Below are 20,964 nucleotides of genomic sequence, written 5' to 3'. Positions count from 1 at the left end.
TCATCCAAGGAAATTGGGCAAGGTATGAATAAACAACGAGGTGGAACCCTGCTGGGTTTGATTATTGGCGCACTGATCGGACTCGGCGCCGCGCTGGCCGTGGCGGTGTATATCACCAAGGTGCCGGTGCCGTTCATGAACAAAGGGCAGGCGCGCAGTGCCGACAGTGATGCCACAGAAGCCAAAAAGAACAAAGACTGGAACCCGAATGCGCCGCTAGCCGGGAAAAATCCCATCAAACCGCCTCAGGCCTCCGGGGATGTGACTGATGTGACGCCATCCGACCCCTCCGTGCTGGCGGCCCCAAAAGCGGCGGGACCCGCTGCCGCGCCGTCCGTGCTGGCCCCAGCCCCCGCAAAAACGGCCAAACCAGCCGCTTCGGACGATCCCCTGGGTGATCTGGCCAAGGCCAGAACCAAGACGGCGGCGCCGTCATTCAGTTCCAGCGTTGATCCTTTCAATTATTTCATCCAGGCGGGCGCGTTCCGTACCCCGGAAGACGCGGAACAGCAGCGGGCCAAGTTATCGCTGTTGGGTATGCAGGCCAAGGTGACTGAGCGAGACCAGGCCGGCAGAACGGTCTATCGGGTACGCCTCGGACCCTATGACAAAAAGGACGAGGCCGACAAGATGAAAGAGCGGCTCGACAACAATTCGATCGAGACCGCGCTAGTGCGGGTACAGCGATAAGCCTACTGAACTTTTATGTGTTGGACGGCACCAACTTGCCAGACCTTGTTACCGGTAAGCCGCCACCGAAGCGGTCGTACCCTAATCGCTCTTCTATTCCAGCTGTCCCCCCTTTAATCCAGGAGAAAAATTGATGCAACGACGTGCGTTTTCGCTTTCAGCCGCTTCCGTGGCAGCGGTTGCCACCTTGGGTTCAGCCCTGCTGCCCGCTGCGGCGCAAGCCCAGGCCAGAGCCTTCAAGGACGGTACCGACTATTTGACGCTCGAGAAGCCGGCACTGACCGAGGCGCCCGCCGGGCAGGTTGAGGTGGTGGAGTTCTTCTGGTACAGCTGCCCGCATTGCAACAGCTTTGAACCCCAATTTGATGCGTGGGCAAAAAAAGTGCCTAAAGATGTCAGTGTCAGGCGCGTTCCAGTTGCTTTTCGACCTGATTTCGAACCGCAGCAGCGTCTTTACTATGTGTTGGAAGGCTTGAACAAGGTCAACGAGCTCCACAAAAAGGCGTTTTACGCCATTCATGTCGAAAAGCAGGCGCTCAACACGGCCGAGGAAGTCGCGGCCTGGGCTGAAAAGCAGGGCATTAACAAAGCCAAATTCATCGAGATGTACAACTCGTTTTCAGTCAGCACCAAGGTTCGCAAAGCCACTCAGCTGCAGGATGCGTACAAGGTGGATGGCGTCCCTGCGCTCGGCGTTGGCGGGCGCTACTTCACTTCCGGTTCGCTGGCGCAAAGCATGGAGCGTGCGTTGCAGGTGGCCGATTACCTGATCGGTCAATCGCGCGGCAAAGCCAAATAAAGTCACTAAATCCACGGCAAGCGACCGCCGCTGCCGAGGCCGCGTAAAGAATCGGCAAAAAACCCGCCTTCTACTGGCGGGTTTTTTTATGAGCCAAATTTTTCGTGAACTCCATTGCCGCGGTCGGCGTGGCTACAATCATTAGTCCGCAAGCAGCAAGATTCGTGCCTTATGAAATATTCCTTTTCCATTTTGTTCCTGATGGCCGCCCTGGCGGTGGGCGCCGTGTTGCCGGTCGCGGCTGAAACAGCCGATCGCGACAAACCGATGAATGCCGAAGCGGATGCCTTGCGCTACGACGACTTGAAGCAGAACAGCGTGTTTACGGGCAACGTCGTCATCACCAAAGGCACGACCATCGTTCGAGGCGAGCGGGTGGACGTGACCCAGGACCCCGAAGGCTACCAGCAGGCGGTCGCCATTGCCGCGCCTGGCAAGTTGGCCTTCTACCGCAGAAAGCGAGATGGGGTCGATGAATACATCGAGGGCGAAGCCGAACGGATTGAATACGACAGCCGGGCCGATGTCGTTAAATTTATCAAGCGCGCAGTTGTGCGCCGCTACAACGGCGCCACGCTCGTCGATGAGACCACCGGCGCACTGATCGTTTACCAAAACACTACCGACGTGTTCACCGTCGATGGCGGCGCGCAGAACCGAACGGCGACCAATCCCACCGGTCGGGTGCGCGCCATGCTGACGCCCCACGCCGCCACCCCGGCACCGGAGGCCGTTATCCCGTCGCCCGCTGGCCCGGCGCCCAAACTACGCCCAAGCACCACGCTGGGCGGTGACAAAAAATTAGAATGAATCTGAAACCAATGAATGAAGTGACTCACACTTCGCCGGTGAGTACGGCTACCGAAACGCCTAGCCGTCTGGTCGCGCAGGGCCTGCAAAAATCTTACGGCAGCCGCAAAGTAGTTCAGGATGTCTCGCTGACTGTGCAAAAGGGCGAAGTGGTCGGTTTGCTGGGGCCCAATGGGGCCGGCAAAACCACCTCGTTTTACATGATCGTGGGGCTGGTGCGCGCCGATGCCGGCGAGATATCGATCGACGGACAGTCGATCGAGCACATGCCGATTCACCAGCGCGCCCGTTTGGGACTGAGCTACCTTCCGCAGGAAGCCTCTATTTTTCGCAAGCTCACGGTCGAAGAAAACGTCCGCGCCGTGTTGGAATTGCAGCAGGACGAAGCGGGTAAGCCCTTGGCCCGTGCCGTCCTCAATGCACGGCTGGAGACCCTGCTGAAGGATTTGCGGGTCGACCATCTGCGTGACTCGCCGGCACCCGCATTGTCGGGCGGTGAGCGTCGCCGGGTGGAGATCGCGCGGGCGCTGGCCACCCAGCCGCGGTTCATCTTGCTCGACGAGCCCTTTGCCGGCATCGACCCGATCGCCGTGATGGAGATCCAACGCATCATCGGCTTTCTGAAATCGCGCGGCATCGGCATATTAATCACCGACCACAACGTGCGCGAAACTCTGGGCATTTGCGATCACGCCTACATCATCAGCGACGGCCATGTGTTGGCCAATGGCACTCCCTCCGAGATCGTGAGCAATGCCGATGTTCGCCGCGTCTATCTCGGCGAACACTTCAAAATGTGATGCTTAAGACGCTTGTCGCTTTGGTTGCTGCTGCTCGGCTCTCCGCTCTCCTGGGGCAGGGTGCCGTTGAAATTTTTCCGCGAACTCCCAAGGCGCTGACGCCCTGATCGACTGCGCGCTATGAAGCAAGGCCTCTCTCTTCGCGTCTCGCAGCATCTGGCCCTCACGCCCCAGCTGCAGCAGTCGATTCGGCTGCTGCAGCTGTCCACGCTTGAGTTGAGCCAGGAAGTCGAGCAGATGCTCGACGAAAACCCGTTTCTTGAAATGTCCGAAGATGCCGCCGTGCGCGAAGAATTCGGCCTGGAGCATACCGACACGCCAGTCAGTCCAGACAACCAGGCGTTCGAGTCTGCTGCAAGTTCAACAACGGGTAGTGCAGACGGACCGGGCGCATCAAGCCAAAATGATTCTGAAGCCAATGCAGAAATAAGCCAGGAGCCCAAGCTGGAGGAGAGCTGGGACGGTGACGGCACGGTCGAGTCTGCACCTGACGACAGCGAGTGGGGCGGCGACGCGCCCGCCCGAAAAAACAACCTGGACGACAGCGATTCAGAGGCGTCCGATCTGACGGGTAACCACCAATCGCTGCAAGACTATTTACATCGACAGTCGCTTAGCCTGCGCCTCTCGGAAGAAGACCGCGCCGCCCTGCATTTCCTGATCGAATCGCTCAATGACGACGGTTACCTTGAAGACAGCCTTGCCTCGTTGGCGACGGGCCTCGCGGGGGATGACTTAGAGCAGGTAGAAGAGTTGGAACAGTGCTTTGCCATGGCGCTGAAGCTGCTGCACCACATGGAGCCCGCTGGCGTCGGTGCGCGCAACCTGGCCGAATGCCTGGGCCTGCAGCTACTCGACTGCAAGGACTGCGAAGAAACCCGTGCCGCGATGGCGATGTGCAAGCAGCCCATGGAATTACTGGCCAAGCGAGACGTCAGGCGCCTGTCCCTGCTGTGCGGTTTTTCGGAGGCCGTGATCAAGGGTGCGATTGGCGTGATTGGGCGGCTCGACCCCAAGCCCGGGCGCCGCTTTGTCAATGTCGAGCGCAACCTCGTCGTGCCCGACGTCATCGTCGTGAAGTCGGGCCGGGGTTTCAAGGTGTCGCTCAACAGCGACGTCATGCCGCGACTGCGCGTGCATGACATTTATGCCAACGCGCTGAAGCAGCACAAAGGCCAGGGCGGGCAGGCGCTGCAACAGCGTTTGCAGGAAGCGCGCTGGTTCATCAAGAACATTCAGCAGCGTTTCGACACGATCTTGCGGGTGAGCAGTGCGATTGTGGAGCGGCAAAAGAATTTCTTCACGCATGGCGAGCTGGCGATGCGCCCGCTGGTGCTGCGTGAGATCGCCGATGAACTGGGTCTGCACGAGTCCACCATCTCGCGTGTGACCACGGCCAAATATATGAGCACGCCATTCGGCACCTTCGAGCTCAAATACTTCTTTGGCTCGGCGCTCGGCACGGAAACCGGCGGCAACGCTTCCAGCACGGCGGTACGTGCACTCATCAAGCAGTTTGTGGCGTCGGAGAACGCCAAAAAGCCGCTCAGCGACCACCAGATTTCAGAAATGCTCAAGGAGCAAGGCATTGAATGCGCGCGCCGCACCGTGGCCAAATACCGCGAGGCGCTGCGGATCGCGCCCACCACCTTGCGCAAAGCGCTGTAGCGGTAAATCTTTCAAGCATTACTTATGAATCAACTTCAACTATTTTTGCCATGCGCCGCCGGCGTGGAGGCTCTGCTGGCTAACGAGGTTCAGCGTATCACCGGGATTCAGGGCAAAGCCTGGCGCGCCGGCGTGCAGTTGCAGGGGTCGTGGCGCGATGCCCTGCAACTCAACTTGCACAGCCGCTTGGCCCAACGCGTCCTGATCGAGTTGCAGCACAGTTCCTACCGCAGCGAGCAAGACCTTTACAACGCGGCAGCCGGTGTGGCGTGGGAGATCTGGTTCACCCCCAAGCAGACCTTCAAGGTCGAGATCACGGCCCAGCACAGCCCGTTGACCAGCCTGAATTTTGCAGCGCTCAAGATCAAGGACGCGATTGCGGACCGCTTTCGCGCCAAGTTCGATGTGCGCCCTGACGTGGATACTCACTGGCCCGACGTGCGGGTGTATGCGCACCTGACCACCGACACCGTCACCATCTACATTGACACATCGGGCGAGCCGCTGTTCAAGCGCGGCTGGCGCGAAGACAAAGGCGATGCGCCGCTGAAAGAAACCTTGGCCGCCGCCATGATCGCCGCCAGCGGCTGGGACCAGCTCTGCAAAGAAGGTGTGCCGCTGTACGACCCGTGCTGCGGCTCCGGCACCATCGCCATCGAGGCGGCGCAGATTGCCTGCAACATTGCACCGGGCATTAACCGCCGCTTTGCTTTCCAGAAATATCTGCCATTCCAGAGCCACGTCTGGGAAGGCTTGCTGGACCAGGCTGAAGCCGCCATCACCGAGCCCGCCGCACCAGTGTTTGGCAGCGATGTCTCGTTCCGAATGGTCGATTTTTCGGAACGCAATGCTGAACGGGCCGGCGTGGCCAACGCGGTGGAGTTCCGCGGCGGCGACGCGCTGCAGCGCATGCCCCCCGCCCCGACAGGCGTCATGCTGGTCAACCCGCCTTATGGCGAGCGAATCGACGTCGCGGGCGTGGCGGGTATGTCGGGGCTGCAGAGCCGAAATCAAAGGGACGAGCGGCGCCAGAGCGTTGACGAGTTTGGCCAGCCGCTGCGCCGAAACGACGCCTCAATGGACACCCCACGGGACCGCTCGGCCAACCCGGGGCGGGAACAGGCGCAGACTGCCAGCGGCGAAGAGGCCTCCGATTTCTTTCCCCAGTTGGCGGCGCACTGGAAGAACCATTACGCGGGCTGGACCGCCCATGTCCTGACGCCCGATCTGAAGCTGCCGAGCAAGATGCGCCTGAAGGAGTCGCGGCGCGTGCCGATGTGGAATGGCCCGATCGAGTGCCGGTTATTCCGCTTTGACATGGTGGCCGGTTCTGCGCGCGGAAAACCAGTCGACCGGCCGGCCGATTAAGCCGCCCGTCGCGTGAACCGTCAACCACCCCAGCCGGTCATTCTGGACACCAACATCGTTCTCGATCTGTTGCTCTTCAACGATGTGGCTGCACGGCCCCTGAAGAAAGCGCTGGAGGCGGGGGAACTGAAGTGGATCGCGACGCAGCCCATGCGCGACGAATTGGCGCGCGTGCTGGCTTATCCAAAAATCGTCGAGCGGCTGGCGTATTACCAGCTCAGCGCAGAAGACGTCTTGGCGGGCTTTGACGAACAGGCCCGGTTGACCGACGTTGCCGCCCCGGCCCACGCAAGCTGCAGCGACCCGGACGACCAAAAATTTATCGATCTGGCGGTGGCGCACCAAGCCCTATTGCTGAGTAAGGACCGCGCCGTACTTTGCATGGCAAAACGGCTTTTGTCCCATGCGGTGACCGCCCAAGCGACCCTTTAAATCCTGGCGTTGAACGCCTGGCGCTCAAAGCCTTGAACCATTGGGCCAGGCGCGAACGAAAGGACCCGCCGAGCAAGCCCGCGGCAGGCCCTGGTCATGGATGCAGGTTGCCGTTTAGGCGATCTTGATCTGATCGCCGACCGCGACGCCACCCAGCGCTGGGTCGCTGATCGTGGCTTCGCTAGTTTCCACACGGCCCGCGAAACGCCGCGAGTAACCGGGCAAGCCCTTGACCGTCACCGTAAAGTCGTACCAGTGGCCGCTGGCCTGCAAAGACCAGTGCTGTTCGACCTGGCCCGCAGCCGCTACCGTGCCAGCCCAGGGACCATCGGTCAGGTAGGCATTCGCCGTGATCGTGTAGTTTGCCGCCACACTCGCGCTGTTGGCCAGCTTGAGATAGACGTTGCCGTTGGCGATGTCATAGCAGACCTGCACTTCGGGCAGCGGGTCGGCTGCCGTTGTCACGGCCGTGCCGGTGAAGTGGCGGTGGTAGCCAGCGGGGCCGAGTACCCAGAGGTCATAGGCGCCGCTGTCGGCGCTGAGGTCCCAACGACCGACGAGCTGTTTGCCGGCCTCGACGGTGTAGCGGCGCGGAATCTGGTCGAGGTGCTTGCGATCGTAGACCTGAAACACGGCGGCGGCGTTGCCGGTATTGCTGAAGGTCAGTCCAATCGTGGTGGCCGACAGCACCTTGGCAGCGGTGTGCAATTCATAGGGCAGCGCGCGCGACGGCCGGGTTCCGATGGCTTGCGTCGGCAGATCGGGCAGGGCGGGCGTCGGCGGTATCGTCTGCTTCGGCAGCGCGCGCGCACGATTGGCCAGCGTAACGGTAGCCGGGAATTTTTTGAAAAACTCGGTATTGTCCGGATCCTTGAAGTTGAATGCGGTGGTCAGATCACCGCAGACTGCGCGGCGCCAGGCGCTGATGTTGGGTTCCATCACGCCGAAACGTTGCTCGACAAAGCGGAGTACCGACGTGTGGTCAAACACTTGCGAGTTGACCCAGCCGCCCTTGGACCAGGGCGAGATCACGTACATTGGCACACGCGGGCCCAAACCGTAGGGACGGTGCAGCGCCAGTGGTTCATTCGGGTTGGTCTGGTAGGACAGGATAATTTCGTGGTATTCGCCGTTCGTATTGACGGTGGAAGCGCCGGCCAACACCGCCTTGGCTGGATCGGCGTCGTAGGTTGTGTAGCTGGGTGCCGAGGGCGGCGGCACGTGGTCGAAGAAGCCATCGTTCTCGTCAAAGTTGAGGAACAGCACGGTCTTGCTCCAGACCTCGGGATTGGCAGTCAGTGCGTCCAGCACTTTGGCCGTGTAGTCCGCGCCCTGGGCCGGGCTGGAGGGACCGGGGTGCTCCGAGCCTTCGGCCGTTGCCACAATGAAGCTGACTTGCGGCAACTTGTTGGCAAGGACGTCCGCCTTGAGCAGGTCCAGGTCGCGCGTGCTGACACCGCGGTCCTTCAGCGATTGGGAATACCCCGGCAACGCTGAAAAGGCGTCACGGAATACCTTGAAGCCGGCTAACGGGTTATCGGTGAAGTTATCGGCCATGTTTTCGTACACCTGCCAGCTGATGCCCGCAGTTTCGAGCCGCTCCGGGTAGGTAGTCCAGGTATAGCCGCCGTTCTTTCCGGGGTCGGAGGCGAACCAGTCGTAGTCGTTGTAAGTCGCCGGGCCATTGCCCTTGCCGAGCGGATCGTTGGTACCCGTCCAGTTAAACAGACGGTTAGTGTTGGTGCCTCCCTGAAACGAGCAGTGGTAGGCGTCGCAAATAGTGAATGCGTTGGCCATCGCATACTGGAACGGCATGTCTGCTTCGGTGAAGTAGCCCATCGAGTGGTTTCTCTTCCATTTCGGCCAGGCGTTCATGCGGCCGTGGTCCCAGGCGGCTTGGGCGTCCAGCCAGCTGTGCGGCGTACCGTTCACGCGCATGTAGTCGAAAGTCTGCACCGTGTTCAGGCGAAACGGCGCAATCATGCGGGGGTTGGCGGGGTCTGTGTCGTTGGCCTGGTACCACACGTTCTTGCCCTTGTCGCCAAGTGCATCCATGACCGGAATCGGGAAACGATCGCTGAAACCGCGCACGCCGGCCAGCGTGCCAAAGTAGTGGTCGAACGAGCGGTTTTCCTGCGTGAAGATGACGATGTGCTCAACGTCCTTGATCGTTCCCGTCTGGTTGTTGGCCTGAATCGCCAGCGCTTTGCGGATGGCCGGCGGGAACATGGCAAGCGCAGCCGTTGCGCCGGCGGTACCGGCGACGGTGCGCAAAAAATTGCGTCTGCTAGGGATAGTCATGAGTGGGTTTCTAAAAAGTGGGTGAGTTCGAATCGCAGCGGGGTGTGGGCGCTTACGGCGCGCAACGAATTTGCGGTGTTTTTGCGTCGGCCGGCGCGCTCTGATCGCTACCCTTAACGTCACCGCCGCCACAAGCCGCCAGCAGCGCGGTGGTCAGCAACAGGGCGACAGCGAGCGGGCTGCACAAGGCCGGAACGGTTGCGCGTCCGGCTTTGGCCGAATCGCTGCAAGCTGCCGCAGAACGTGAAATGGGATGCAAGATTAATCTCCTTGGATTCATGGGGGAAGCCCCATTGGGTGAGCGAAATCCAGTCAGGCCGACTGGAGCAGCCACCGAGAATAAAGGCGCGATAAGACAAGCTTGTGACTGCTTATGGAGCGGTGCAGGGGTGCGATTGCCGAGCGTTGAAACGTGAAATTTCAAGGAACTACGACAATGAAACAGCTGGCGGCGCTTCGTCTGCCGCCAATGGGTTGACGACCATTGACGAAATTGCATCCCTCCTTGGAAAGAGTGTGTTTTTCGTCCGATTCGTCAAACGCAAAAAGGGCAAAATGAGGCAGGAAAAAATCCAGCTATAAGCCGATCAAACGAAAAACGACCACCATGAACCAAGACTTGCCCCATTCTTCTGTGGACACTGCCGCTGCAGCGTCCGTCCTTACGCCCGAGTTCCTGGAAGTGGACGCCTTCGACGAGCTCGATGCCATCCTCGACGATCTCCGGACCCGCCACGACGAAACGCCACAGTGGGAGTTTTGTGAGGGCTTCATGGCTGCCGTGATTTGCTCGCGTCGCCCGATCGATGCGGCTGAATACCTGCCGGTGCTGCTGGGCACCCCTGCCGACGGCGAGGCGCCAGACGCGGAAAGCGGCTCGTTTGCCAGCGAAGCGCAGCATGCACGCTTCGTCACGATTTGGAACCAGCGCTGGAACGAGGTCGTCACAGCGCTCGACGCCGAAGTGAATTCTCTGGAAGACGATCACTGCTACCACCCTGAAGTGATGGACATTCGCGGCGCAGTGGCCGAGATGCCGCCCGAGGAGCAAAGTGTGTTCAAGGACGAAGAGCTCCCGGCGTTTGCCCAGGTGTGGGCGCTTGGGTTCATGTTCGCCGTGGAAAGCTGGCCCGACGAATGGATGGCCCCCCGCGACAAGGACGCCGCCAAATGGCTAGACGGTGCGCTGGAGGCGGTGGTCGCCATGACTGAAGACGACGAAGCCGTGCCTGCGGTGTCGCCCCTTAGCGAAGATGGCCCGCCCAGCACCAGCATTGCCCGGTTGAATGCCTTTGGCGAAGCGATTTGGGCGGTCTATGACCTGCGCGAACTATGGACGACGATGGGTCCGCGTGTCGAAACCGTACGCAAGGACGCGGCGCCAGGTCGCAACGACCTGTGCCCCTGCGGCAGCGGGAAAAAATACAAGAAGTGCTGTGGGGCGACGTGAAGTGGGGGCTGACGATGCTGGCGCCGTCAAATATCACGGTGAAATAGTTTCAGGGCACAGCTCGGCGCTCGACGCGCTGGATGGTTTCACGCAGCCCGCAGGCTGACCACCAGAATCCAGATAAACAATGCCAGTTGCACCAGGTTCAGCGCTACGCTCAAAAAGTGCAGCGTTTTGAAAACCTGGGGCTTCTTTTCGTCCCGCGCCCGGTTGACACGCGGCGTGAGCCAAAACCGGCTGAAGAAAAAGACCAGCGCGCAGAGCGCCAGACTGCCTTGCAATAAAGGCGTCCCCGCGAGCGCCGCCGCAATGGCGGTGGTGATGCCCAGAAACAAATAGTATTTAGGAAAAAACGAGCGCACATACGCGCTGGCCCACTCCAGCGGCAACACGACAAAAATCGTGGGCGCCACCGCCACCGTAAAGAACAGCATGATGCCCACGTTAGCGGCAACGATCAGGTCACTGAGGTGTGTCAGCATCAGGCGGCTCCGGGAATGGGTGAAAAGTGGCAGCTCGCGAAGTTGTTGAGTTCAAGCGTCATGGCAATGCGGTGTACTTATGCCAGAAGATGCTGGAACTAGGTTGTACCTGAACGCTTCAAGCCATGGGGACCGCGCTTGAATGGGCCTATGAAAGCAGGGTTCAAAAATCGCTCCAAAGAAAATGGCCGCTGCGCACCCAGCGCTTTGCGGCCGTTTAATAAGTCCCGGTACCTATATTTTCAGTGCAGCTGCTTGGTTACAAATCCAATTACCAGCCCCTTGGCCGTGACCGTGATGGTGCCCGGCTCAAGCCCCAGGCCGTCTGCCACCATCAAATCTTGCGGCTTGAGCCGGTGCACCACTACCTCCTGCAAGGTCTGCCCGGCAATGCTGGGGCCGTAAGCCTCGAGCAGCGCAGACGGTCCAGGCGGCAGGCCCGACAGCCGCAGTGAGTTAACGCGCAGCTGGTAGGCGCGTATCGACTGGTCACTAGCCTCATAACGCAGCGCAAAATCCACGTCGAATGTGCCCGTAGAGCTGCGAGCCAGAGCCGGGCCGGTCGCGTCGATAACCATCTCGGTGCCTAAGCGGTTGAGTGCCGGGATCAAGCGCAGGCGCGGCGTCTGCAGGGTCAGATCAAGCAGCCCACTCACCGGATAATGCATCGGGAAACGTTGCGCGACGGCCTCCTGCAATTGCTGGGCCGACACCGTGTAGCTGGGCTGGGCGTGTGCGGCCGGCAGGGCCTGCAAACCGGCGCCGCCCAATGCCACCCAGGCGGCAAGCGTTAACAACCATTTGTGTTTCATTTGCTTCCTTCGTTGGACTGTGAATTGTGCTCCCGGGGATTTTGAATACCGTCGGCGGGCGCGCGAGGTTCAGCCACCGGGCTGGCGCGCACTATAGACCGGCTCGCAGCGCACTTCAGTTTTCACTGAATTGGCAAGATAGCAAGCGTCATGCGCTGCGTGGTGAAGCTGGTCAAGCGCCTCCCGCGTGGGCAACGGGGTTCCGGAAAATAGCACCTCGGGCCGCAGCGTCACAACGGTAATGGCTACTTTCCCGTCCGCGTTCTTTTCCATCAGGCCGGTTGCCGCATCCGCGTAGCGGGACACGCAAAACTTGCGCTCGGCCGCAATCGATAGAAACCAGAGCATGTGACAGCTCGACAGTGATGCGACAAACGCCTCCTCAGGGTCTAGCGCCGACGCATCCGACCAGGGCAGCGGCACCACCTGCGGTGACGAAGAGCCCGGTACTTCCAGGCCGCCGTCAAAACGCAGCAGATGGCGGCGGCTGTAACGGTTGGCCAAAAAATCCCGGTCAGACTCTGCATCTGCGCGATGCCATACAACCTCTACGGAGTAAGTCGACATGGTCAGCTCGCTGGGTTAATTAAAAAAATGCCGGAGCGCCTTTGCGGTGGCCTCCGGCTGCTCTTCAGGGATGAAGTGGCCCGCTGCCAGGGCGTGTCCGGAGACCTCCGCACTGCACTGGTCTTGCCAGAGTGCCAGCGGATCAAAGAGTCGATTCACCACGCCGCGCTCGCCCCAAAGCACCAGCATATCGCTGGCCACCTTCAGGCCCTGCGCACGGCTTTCGCGGTCATGCGCCAGGTCGATAGCGGCGCTGGCCCGGTAGTCTTCGCACGCCGTGTGGAGCGCTTCGGCGTTGCAAAAGCAGCGCTCGTATTCGGCCAGGGCGTGGGGCTCGATGTAGTCCAGTCCCATGCTGCCCCAACCCCCCAGTTTGGCGTGCAGATAGGCTCGGGCGGTTTCCGGGTGGTTGGCGCCCATCATGATCTCAGGCAGCGGTGAGGGCTGAAGCATGTGAAACCAGTGGTAGTAAGCGCGGGCGAATTCCATGTACGGCTGCGTCATGCTCCGGCCCTCGTACATGTCCAGCGTGGGCGCGATGTCGATGACGCAAAGCCTTTTCACACGCGACGCGTGGTCCAGCGCGAGCCGGTGAGCCACGCGCCCGCCACGGTCGTGACCGCACAGGTCAAACTGGTCTTTCCCCAAGGCATCCATCACCGCCACCATGTCGTGAGCCATGTTGCGTTTGCTGTAGTTGCTGTGATCCGGCAAGCCCGGAGTTTTGGAGGAGTCGCCGTAGCCGCGCAAGTCAGGCAGGACCAGAAAATAATGCGGGCTCAAGTGCTGCACCACCCGATGCCACATCACATGCGATTGTGGAAAGCCATGCAACAGCAGCAGAGCCGGGCGAGGCGTATCGCCCGCCGTCACTGAAGAAAAACGGGCATGGATGGAGGCGCCATTCACTTCGAAACTGCGCGATTCAAAACCGTCAAACCAAGTCATTCTTTAACTCCTGTTGGGGGTATCGGATAAACGGTATTTTTGCAGATTGGCCGCAGCGGTGCATTTACCTTACGGCCTCACAACAGTGTGCGTTCAAAGCGGTCCTCGAGTCCACCTAAAATAGACCGCACAGGGAGAACGTATGACGCCAGAGCAAAAAGCCAGAGTCAGCATCGATGCGTTACTGCAGCAAGCTGGCTGGCACGTCTGCGATATGGCGCATGCCAACATCCATGCCGCGCGGGGTGTGGCGCTGCGTGAATTTCCCCTTAACGCCGGTTACGGCTTTGCCGACTACCTGCTGTATATCGACGGTAAAGCCGCTGGCGTGATCGAGGCCAAGAAGGAAGGCAGCACCCTCACCGGCGTCGAGGTGCAGTCGGCCCGCTACGCCCAGGGCCTGCCGAGCGTGCTGCCCGCCTGGCGTCGGCCCTTGCCGTTCAGCTACGAATCCACCGGCATCGAAACCCACTTCACCCAGGGGCTGGACCCGCAACCCCGCGCCCGCAGCGTCTTTGCCTTTCACCGGCCCGAAACGCTGGCCGCGTGGTTGAAAGATCTGCCCGGAAAAATTGGGGAGAAGGGCTGGGAATCGTCTGCTGCTGTACACACCGGCCCCACCAGCCCTGGCACCGCCAGCGAAACCAGTCCTGGCTTTGCGGTACCTGCCGCGTCTGCAGCAAGCGCTGGCACCTTTCTAGCCCGCCTGCAAACCATGCCACCGTTGATAGAAGACGGCCTGTGGCCCGCCCAGAAAATCGCCATCCGCAATCTGGAGGCCTCGCTCAAAGCCAACAAACCCCGTGCCCTGATCCAGATGGCCACCGGCAGCGGCAAGACCTTTACCAGCATCAGCTTTATCTACCGCCTCATCAAGTTCGCCGGGGCCAAGCGCGTGCTGTTTCTGGTCGACCGGGGCAACCTTGGGCGGCAGACCAAGAAGGAGTTTGACCAATACACCTCACCGTATAACAACTACAAGTTTGGCGAGGAATACATTGTTCAGCACCTCACCAGCAACCAGCTCGACACAACAGCCCGCGTCACCATCTGCACCATTCAGCGCCTGTTCAGCATGCTTAAAGGCCGAGAACTGGCGCCCGAAGACGACGAGCAGAGCGTCGATGGTCTTGGCAAGCTGTTCGCCAAACCCGAACCCATTGGCTACAACCCCAGCTTCCCGATTGAAACCTTTGACATCATCGTCACCGACGAAGCGCACCGCAGTATTTACAACCTGTGGCGTCAGGTGCTGGAATACTTTGACGCCTACCTCATCGGCCTGACCGCCACGCCATCCAAGCAGACCTTCGGCTTTTTCAACCAAAACCTGGTCATGGAATACGGCCACCAGCAGGCCGTGGCCGATGGCGTCAATGTCAACTACGACGTGTACCGCATCCGCACCCAGGTGAGCGAACACGGCAGTCAGGTCGAGGCCGGTTACTCCGTCGGCTACCGCGACCGCCTGACCGCAAAACCCGCTGGCAAGAGCTGGACGAAGACATGGCCTACGACGCCGACGCGCTGGACCGCGCCGTGCAAACCCCGGATCAGATCCGCACCATAGCCCGCACCTTCCGCGACAAGCTCTTCACCGAGATATTCCCCGGCCGTACCGAGGTGCCCAAGACCATCGTGTTTGCCAAGGACGACAACCACGCCGAGAAGATTGTCGAAATCCTGCGCGAAGAGTTTGCCAAGGGCAACGACTTTGCCCAAAAGATCACCTACCGCACCACCGGCGAAAAGCCCGAGAACCTGATCAACGCCTTTCGCAACAGCTACTTTCCGCGCATCGCCGTCACCGTGGACATGATCGCCACCGGCACCGACATCAAGCCGGTCGAAATTGTGATGTTCATGCGCTCGGTCAAAAGCCGCAACTTCTTCGAGCAGATGAAAGGCCGTGGCGTGCGCATCATCGCGCCCACCGACTTGCAGGCCGTGACGCCCGACGCCAAAGCCAAAGACCACTTCGTCATCGTCGATTGCGTTGGCGTATGCGAGCAAGACAAAACCGACTCCGCCCCCATGGACCAGAAAAAGTCCGTGCCTTTCGACAAACTGCTGCAAGCCGTGGCGTTGGGCAATGTGGAACCCGAAGTGCTGTCCAGCGTCGCCGCCCGCCTGGCCCGGCTCGACCGCGAACTGACCGAGCCCGACCGACTCAAGATCATGCAAGCCAGCGGCGGCTATTCCCTGAAAGACCTGGCGCGCGGCATTGTGGACGCGCTCGACCCCGACCTGGCCGCCGATCACCCGGAGCGGGTCGAAGAGCGCTTGACCAACGCCACCAAACCCCTGTGCGACCCGGCGCTGCGGAACCTTTTGATCGACTTGAAAAAGAAGGCCGAGCAAATCATCGACACCGTCACGCAAGATATGTTGATTGAGGCCAACTTTAGCGAAGCCGCCCGTGACCGGGCCCAAGGCACGGTTGACTCCTTTGAGCGCTTTATCGCCGATCACAAAGACGAAATCACCGCCCTGCAAATTCTTTATAGTCGCCCGCAGCGTTCCCCTGAACCCCTGACGTTTGAAGCGCTCAAGACTTTGGCCGACGCCCTGCAAGCCCCGCCGCACCTGTGGACCGAGGGCCAGCTCTGGCAAGCCTACGTCGCGCTGGACAAAACGAAAGTCAAAGGCGACAACCGCCGCCGCATCCTGACCGACCTGGTCAGCCTGGTGCGCTTCGCCATGCACCAGGACAATGAGCTGGTTCCATTCCCCGAGCGCGTCAATGCCAACTTCAAAGCCTGGTTGGCGCAAAGCGGCACCTCCTTCACCCCCGAACAACTGCACTGGCTAGAAATGATCCGTGATCACATCGCCGCAAACCTTGGCATCGAACCCGACGACTTTGACTACTCCCCGTTTGCGCAGGAGGGCGGCATCGGCAAGGTGCATCAGTTGTTTGGCGCGGAATTGCCGAAGGTGCTTGAGGCGATGAATCGGGAGTTGGCGGCGTGAGTGCAAAGCAACGGATTTTCATTAGCTCGGTACAAAAAGAGCTGGCATTGGAGCGACGGGCAGTCAAAGACTTCATTCACGCCGACCCGCTGTTGTCTCGGTTTTTTGAGGTTTTCCTGTTTGAAGACCTGCCCGCTGCAGACCTGCGTGCTGACGCGGTGTACTTGAGCGAAGTAGACCGTTGCACGCTCTACCTGGCCTTGTTTGGCAATGACTACGGATTCGAAGACGCCCAAGGCATCTCGCCAACTGAACGCGAATTTGACCGTGCCACGACCTTGGGCAAACCCCGCCTGATCTATGTCCGTGGTGGTGATGACAGCGCGCGCCACCTCAAAATGCGTGCGCTGGTGCGCAAGGCGGGCGACCAGCTGATTCGCCGCCGCTTTGGCGATATTCCAGAACTGATTGCCGCCATCCATGCCAGCCTGGTGGATCACCTGGTTGATCAGGCGCCGGATTTTGTGCTGTCCAAAATTGCCAGATCCGTGGGCACCCGCGCAGCAGGCGCACAGGCCCCGGTTGACTATGAGCTGCCGCGCGAAGCTGTGGCCGAAGCCATCGTCAACGCCGTAGCGCACCGGGACTACACCTCCAACGCCTCGGTGCAGGTCATGCTGTTTGCAGATCGGCTCGAAATCTGGAACCCCGGCGAGTTGCCTCCGCAACTGACCGTGGACAACCTGCGCCGCCCGCATGCATCCATTCCCCGCAGCCCGCGCATTGCCGAGCCGCTGTTTTTGGCCCGCTACATTGAAAAGGCAGGCACCGGCACGCTGGACATGATCAACCTGTGTGCCCAGGCAGGCTTGCCTGCGCCGGAGTTTCGGCAAGACGGTGGGCAATTCATCCAGACTTTGTGGCGGCCCAAGGGCACGACAGGTGGTGCCGAAGTGACCACCGCAGGGACCAAGCCAGGGACCAAGTTGGGACCAAGTGGGGACCAAGTCGAAATCCTCGCAAAAGCCAGCACTGGCGCGGCCTTAACCGATTTGATGGCCGTGGTCAATCGGACCAACCGGACCAAGTTCAGGGACCAAGTCATCCAGCCATTGATGGACCAAGGCCTGTTGGAAATGACGCATCCAGACTCCCCCCGTAGCCCCCAACAAAAATACCGCCTCACCGCGCAAGGCCAAGCGTGGCTGGCCAATCAGACTGAAAAGAAAAAATGAACATGCGCGAATACACAGCAGGCTACCTCTTTCTCTTCGCCCAGAAAGGCGGCATGGCCCGAGTGGTCCGACTGGTTGGCGCGGAATTGACTAAGGTGCTTGAGGCGATGAACCGGGAGTTGGCGGCGTGAGTGTTGTACCTGATGATGTGATCGCCGCCGCGCACATCGTGCCTCTGTCCCAAGCAGTGGAGGTCAATCCCAAGCTTGACCGCAGTTCACTGAATGATGACTTGGACGTGTCATTCGTTCCGATGGCTGCGGTCGAAGCGCTGTCTGGCGGCATTGATGTATCGACCATTCGCAAATACGCGGATGTCAAAAAAGGTTACACACATTTCCGTGACGGCGACATCCTGTTTGCCAAGGTCACCCCGTGCATGGAAAACGGCAAGATGGCCATTGCCCGCATGCTGGTAAACAGCGTTGGCTTTGGCTCGACTGAGTTTCACGTTCTTCGCCCGCGTTCTGGCGTTGACGCACGGTACATCTACTACTTCGTGTCCAGCCAGACATTCCGCAAAGAAGCGTCCGGCCACATGACCGGAGCTGTTGGACTTCGTCGAGTGCCAAGCGCGTTCCTCGAAGACCAACGGATCCCATTGCCAGACATTGAGCAACAGCGTGAAATCGTCGCCGAACTCGAAAAGCAGTTCTCCCGCCTCGACGAAGCCGTCGCCAACCTGAAACGCGTCAAGGCCAACCTCAAACGCTACAAAGCCTCCGTCCTCAAAGACGCCGTGGAAGGCCGCCTCGTCCCCACAGAAGCCGAACTAGCCCACCGGGAAGGGCGCAGCTTTGAGGCTGGTAGGCAGCTTCTGCAGCGGATTCTTGAGGCGCGGCGTAAAGAGTGGAAAGGGAAGGGCCAGTACAAGGAGCTCGCGCCATTACACACTGAAAATCTGGGCGACTTGCCAAGTGGATGGGTTTGGGCAGCAGTAGAGATGCTCTGCGAGCAGATCGTAGATTGCCCCCACAGTACTGCTCGGTTTCAAGATGATGGTTTCCCATGTATTGACACCACATGGATGACAGCGGAGGGGCTTGTTAAGGAACGAGCACGGTATGTTGATCAGGCTACTTTTCAGGATCGAATTTCTCGCCTTGCGCCACGCGCCGGTGACATCGTGTTTGCCCGCGAGGGAACAATTGGCACCGCAATCATGATTCCAGACCAAATGACCCCCTGCCTTGGTCAGCGTGTGATGCTGTTGCGCTCATCTGCTGGCTTTTCAAGTGGCCTACTCATGCACACGCTGCATTCTGAAGTTGTGAAGTCGCAATACCGCGCCCAAGCTCTTGGGAGCACGGTGGCGCACATCAATGTCGGCGACGTTAAGCGATTCGCCATTCCCGTGCCGCCTTTGAAAGAGCAGCACCGTATCCTTGCTGAAGTTGACCGACGCCTGTCCCTTATTCGCGGCGTTGAGGTGGAAGTCGACAGCAATTTGACGCGTGCCAAGAGTCTTCGGCAGACGGTTTTGATGAAATGTTTTTCTTATTGAACTGCGAACCAAAAGGATGAAATAGGTATGACAAATGTTGATTTAACCGGAAACAACGGGGCGATAAGTCCCAGAGAGTTAGTTGCCTTCGCATTTGTCGAAGAAGCCTATTCAAAGACAGGTGACTTAGTGGCCGGGCTGGTGCCATTGTTCGTTCCTATTCTCGCGAAACGCGCAAACAGGCGCTTTGACCCAGCGGAGTTTTCGAGCGCGGTTGAGAAAGCCTATGACATCCCAATGAGTCCGCTTGTTGCGGCTGGCCTAGCAGAGAAGCTCGCGGAGTTTAGATTGTTGCGAATCGACCCAGGTGAGCCACATACATATCGGGTTGAACCCTCCCCACATGTGGAAACTCCATTGAATGACTCTGGAATAAATCAGCTGCTGGCATCGTTTAGCCAATTTGCATCAGAGTCGCTAAAGAAAATTGACATACATGTACCCGATGATTCTTTGCAAAATGCCTTTTTGAAGAGACTAACAAGCGTTGATTTTTTGAGCTTCGTGGATCGACGCGAGAAAAACTACTACAAAGGAAAGAAGCTTGTTCTCAATGATGTTGTAGATGATGAACAGGATGCAGTTCACCTGGATCAAGCTCTTGATGTACTGTCTGCAGCCTTTGCACTTCAGACGATTGAGCAAGGTGGATCTGGCGCCGACCTAATAACGCGGCTCACGGGTGGTGCGCTTATTGCTGAGGTGGTGCTCACGTTGCAGGTGCCAAGTTCTTCGGCTGCCTTAAACAACATTTCGATGTCGTTCGACGGCCCCCTGATCCTTGACTTCTTAGACCTCAGTACTCCTGAATTGCACGATTTCTCTAAAGACCTGTTCGCATTGATCGAAAAGGCCGGAATACGGAAGGTCGTCTTTGCTCATGTTGTTGCGGAAATGAAGGGCACGCTTCGCGGTCCGTTGGAGGCAATGCAAAGAGGTGAAACACCTTTCGGCCCACTAGGCAACAGAATTCGCAGTGACTCTAGTCACGCGGGCTATGCACGTGCGACTCTCGACAATTTGGAGTCGCAGCTAGTCACAATGGGTTTCGAAATCCTGGATGCAAATACCTGCGCCATTGAAGACTTGTTTGTTTTTTGTGACCTTGCGACTGAAGAAGGATTGCGGAATACGATTGGACCACTCCATACTAATCTTGAACGACGGATACGAGACGCGCGATCAATCGCGACTGTGCTTCGTTTGCGTGGAGCTATACAGCATGCGAAGTCAATTGCTGACGCGAAATGGCTGTTCGTTACGCGCAATGATGTTGTTGCTTCCAAGTCCAGCAGTTTTGTCGTCTACAAGAACCTGCTGAAAAGAGACGATGTTCCCGCTGCCTTGACCGATCGGCGATTGGCGGGGTATCTGTGGTTTGCGGTTGGAGGCAATCTCGGCAATCTTTCGCGGAAGAAGTTAATTGCGAACTGCTCCTACGTGATGAATCCGCAAACTGATTTGGTAAGTAAGGTGAGGCAGTACCTCACGGAGCTTGATCCAAAAAAAGCGGAGATTTTCATGGCGTTGATGCGTGATCAACGCGCCCAACGCTGTTTGGTGCAGTCCACTATGGCCTTTCCGAGTTTGATCAGGTTGGATAACGTGGATGATCTACTTGAAGTTGTTCGGTTGAGTACGGCGGAAGAGGTTCGGACCATAGCCGAACAGCGGGAGGCGGCATTGACGCGGGAGCATAGTGAAGCGCTTGCGGTGGCGACTAAACGCCATGCGGATGAAGAGTTTGAACGGCAAAGTCAAATATTGCGACTTGAAGAAGCCCATGCGCACCAGAGACAAGCGGCTGAGAAAGCGGTTACGTTACGTGATGGGCAGATTGGTGACCTCGCTAATCGATTGAGTGAAATTGAGGTCGCTGCTAACGCTAATATTGATTTGCGTATGGAAAAGGCCCTGCGCAGCGCTGAAAACGCGACGCAACTGCTTAAATGGGCACTCTTCATCACGTATCTGATCGCTGTGGGGACGGCATATTGGTACGCTCCTACGGATAAGACTCCCTCTTTCTTTTTCGTAACTTTGTTGTTAGCCGCCATAGGTTATTGGATGATCCCTGCGTACATATTTGACACGTTGAGGCGGCCCCTATGGCTGTGGAAATTTCACGGCAGATGTGAAGAACTCCAAGTCTCGCAACATTTGTCCAAATTCCAGATTGATGATT

Annotated in this window: 20 protein-coding genes; 14 read left to right on the top strand and 6 right to left on the bottom strand. The window is 58.8% G+C overall.

Annotated elements, in window-relative coordinates:
- Positions 1-24: 24 nt before the first annotated feature.
- From HHJ16_RS09430 to HHJ16_RS09400, 7 genes are all read left to right on the top strand, one after another.
- On the top strand, positions 25-690 hold the full coding sequence (locus HHJ16_RS09430; protein ID WP_293642382.1) for an SPOR domain-containing protein: 666 nt from the start codon (positions 25-27) through the stop codon (positions 688-690).
- A 133-nt stretch (positions 691-823) separates the two neighbouring features.
- Positions 824-1,489, top strand: a complete 666-nt coding sequence (locus HHJ16_RS09425; RefSeq protein WP_293642380.1) for a thiol:disulfide interchange protein DsbA/DsbL — start codon at positions 824-826, stop codon at positions 1,487-1,489.
- Positions 1,490-1,660: 171 nt separating this feature from the next.
- The gene (gene lptA / locus HHJ16_RS09420) at positions 1,661-2,299 is read left to right on the top strand and encodes a lipopolysaccharide transport periplasmic protein LptA (RefSeq protein ID WP_293642378.1); all 639 of its coding nucleotides are present in this window, start codon (positions 1,661-1,663) and stop codon (positions 2,297-2,299) included.
- An 11-nt stretch (positions 2,300-2,310) separates the two neighbouring features.
- Positions 2,311-3,099, top strand: coding sequence for an LPS export ABC transporter ATP-binding protein (gene lptB / locus HHJ16_RS09415; protein WP_293642469.1), 789 nt, complete (start codon positions 2,311-2,313; stop codon positions 3,097-3,099).
- Between the two features lie 120 nt (positions 3,100-3,219).
- A complete protein-coding gene (locus HHJ16_RS09410; RefSeq protein ID WP_293642376.1) occupies positions 3,220-4,767 on the top strand; it encodes an RNA polymerase factor sigma-54 in 1,548 nt (515 codons plus the stop codon).
- Positions 4,768-4,791: 24 nt separating this feature from the next.
- Positions 4,792-6,135, top strand: coding sequence for a THUMP domain-containing protein (locus HHJ16_RS09405; protein WP_293642375.1), 1,344 nt, complete (start codon positions 4,792-4,794; stop codon positions 6,133-6,135).
- Between the two features lie 12 nt (positions 6,136-6,147).
- Positions 6,148-6,567 (top strand): putative toxin-antitoxin system toxin component, PIN family, encoded by a 420-nt coding sequence (locus tag HHJ16_RS09400; RefSeq protein ID WP_293642374.1) that lies wholly within the window; start codon positions 6,148-6,150, stop codon positions 6,565-6,567.
- A gap of 114 nt (positions 6,568-6,681) precedes the next feature.
- Here the strand turns inward: HHJ16_RS09400 and HHJ16_RS09395 are convergent, their stop codons facing one another.
- Together HHJ16_RS09395 and HHJ16_RS09390 are read right to left on the bottom strand one after the other, a co-directional pair.
- Positions 6,682-8,868 carry a phosphocholine-specific phospholipase C gene (locus HHJ16_RS09395; protein ID WP_293642373.1) on the bottom strand — a complete coding sequence of 729 codons (2,187 nt, stop codon included), beginning with the start codon at positions 8,866-8,868 and terminating at the stop codon, positions 6,682-6,684.
- Between the two features lie 52 nt (positions 8,869-8,920).
- Entirely contained in the window at positions 8,921-9,127 is a 207-nt protein-coding gene (locus HHJ16_RS09390; RefSeq protein WP_293642371.1) for a hypothetical protein, read from the bottom strand.
- Between the two features lie 348 nt (positions 9,128-9,475).
- On the opposite strand from HHJ16_RS09390, the gene HHJ16_RS09385 reads away from it, so the two are divergent.
- Positions 9,476-10,318 carry a UPF0149 family protein gene (locus HHJ16_RS09385; protein ID WP_293642370.1) on the top strand — a complete coding sequence of 281 codons (843 nt, stop codon included), beginning with the start codon at positions 9,476-9,478 and terminating at the stop codon, positions 10,316-10,318.
- An 86-nt stretch (positions 10,319-10,404) separates the two neighbouring features.
- Here the strand turns inward: HHJ16_RS09385 and HHJ16_RS09380 are convergent, their stop codons facing one another.
- From HHJ16_RS09380 to HHJ16_RS09365, 4 genes are all read right to left on the bottom strand, one after another.
- The gene (locus HHJ16_RS09380) at positions 10,405-10,800 is read right to left on the bottom strand and encodes a DUF4149 domain-containing protein (protein ID WP_293642369.1); all 396 of its coding nucleotides are present in this window, start codon (positions 10,798-10,800) and stop codon (positions 10,405-10,407) included.
- A gap of 242 nt (positions 10,801-11,042) precedes the next feature.
- Positions 11,043-11,612, bottom strand: a complete 570-nt coding sequence (locus tag HHJ16_RS09375) for a DUF1439 domain-containing protein (RefSeq protein WP_293642368.1) — start codon at positions 11,610-11,612, stop codon at positions 11,043-11,045.
- Positions 11,613-11,681: 69 nt separating this feature from the next.
- Positions 11,682-12,179: an OsmC family protein gene (locus HHJ16_RS09370; protein ID WP_293642363.1), complete on the bottom strand. Its 498-nt coding sequence runs from the start codon at positions 12,177-12,179 to the stop codon at positions 11,682-11,684.
- Positions 12,180-12,194: 15 nt separating this feature from the next.
- Positions 12,195-13,127 carry an alpha/beta hydrolase gene (locus HHJ16_RS09365; RefSeq protein WP_293642361.1) on the bottom strand — a complete coding sequence of 311 codons (933 nt, stop codon included), beginning with the start codon at positions 13,125-13,127 and terminating at the stop codon, positions 12,195-12,197.
- 142 nt (positions 13,128-13,269) lie between these two features.
- Between HHJ16_RS09365 and HHJ16_RS09360 the strand changes: the two genes are divergently transcribed.
- The 6 genes from HHJ16_RS09360 to HHJ16_RS09335 all read left to right on the top strand — a co-directional run.
- Entirely contained in the window at positions 13,270-14,697 is a 1,428-nt protein-coding gene (locus HHJ16_RS09360) for a DEAD/DEAH box helicase family protein (protein ID WP_293642360.1), read from the top strand.
- Positions 14,634-16,100 (top strand): type I restriction-modification enzyme R subunit C-terminal domain-containing protein, encoded by a 1,467-nt coding sequence (locus HHJ16_RS09355; RefSeq protein WP_293642359.1) that lies wholly within the window; start codon positions 14,634-14,636, stop codon positions 16,098-16,100. The genes HHJ16_RS09360 and HHJ16_RS09355 overlap by 64 nt, the downstream gene beginning before the upstream one ends.
- Positions 16,097-17,275 (top strand): ATP-binding protein, encoded by a 1,179-nt coding sequence (locus HHJ16_RS09350; protein ID WP_293642358.1) that lies wholly within the window; start codon positions 16,097-16,099, stop codon positions 17,273-17,275. Before HHJ16_RS09355 ends, HHJ16_RS09350 begins: the two co-directional genes overlap by 4 nt.
- Positions 17,272-17,406 (top strand): hypothetical protein, encoded by a 135-nt coding sequence (locus HHJ16_RS09345; RefSeq protein WP_293642357.1) that lies wholly within the window; start codon positions 17,272-17,274, stop codon positions 17,404-17,406. The genes HHJ16_RS09350 and HHJ16_RS09345 overlap by 4 nt, the downstream gene beginning before the upstream one ends.
- Complete coding sequence (locus HHJ16_RS09340) at positions 17,403-18,779, top strand: restriction endonuclease subunit S (protein WP_293642356.1); 1,377 nt, start codon at positions 17,403-17,405, stop codon at positions 18,777-18,779. Before HHJ16_RS09345 ends, HHJ16_RS09340 begins: the two co-directional genes overlap by 4 nt.
- A gap of 27 nt (positions 18,780-18,806) precedes the next feature.
- Positions 18,807-20,964 (top strand): hypothetical protein (locus HHJ16_RS09335; protein ID WP_293642355.1); only part of this gene is annotated, 2,158 nt, incomplete at its 3' end.

This window comes from Polaromonas sp., from assembly GCF_012927485.1.
Classification (GTDB): Bacteria; Pseudomonadota; Gammaproteobacteria; order Burkholderiales; family Burkholderiaceae_C; genus Polaromonas.
Note: the sequence above shows the minus strand (reverse complement) of the source record. Positions and strands in the feature narration are given on the sequence as shown.